The 234-nt window shown below is 64.5% G+C and carries 1 pseudogene; it reads left to right on the top strand.

From position 1 onward, the window contains the following. Window positions 1-234, top strand: a pseudogene (locus FQ664_RS27010) (hypothetical protein); the annotation flags it as partial.

Raw genomic sequence — 234 nt, 5'->3', positions numbered from 1 at the left:
GTACTGGAACAACTGGATGGCCGGCCAGACCTGGTCGAACTTCATGGATGCGGCGTCGTTGCCGGAAGCGGTCGACTTCGTTGGTCCCACCGATGGCGTGATCTTCGTGCGCCAGGCGCAGGTGCGCTACACCCAGGGCGGCTTCAGCGTCGCGCTGGAGAATCCGGAAACGACCACCCTCACCGGTACGCGCAATCCGGTCACCGGCGCCTGGACCAATGCCAGCGCCAATTC

This window comes from Pseudomonas persica (assembly GCF_900291015.1).
In the GTDB taxonomy this organism is placed as follows: domain Bacteria; phylum Pseudomonadota; class Gammaproteobacteria; order Pseudomonadales; family Pseudomonadaceae; genus Aquipseudomonas.
This window is presented reverse-complemented; position numbering and strand designations above follow the sequence as displayed.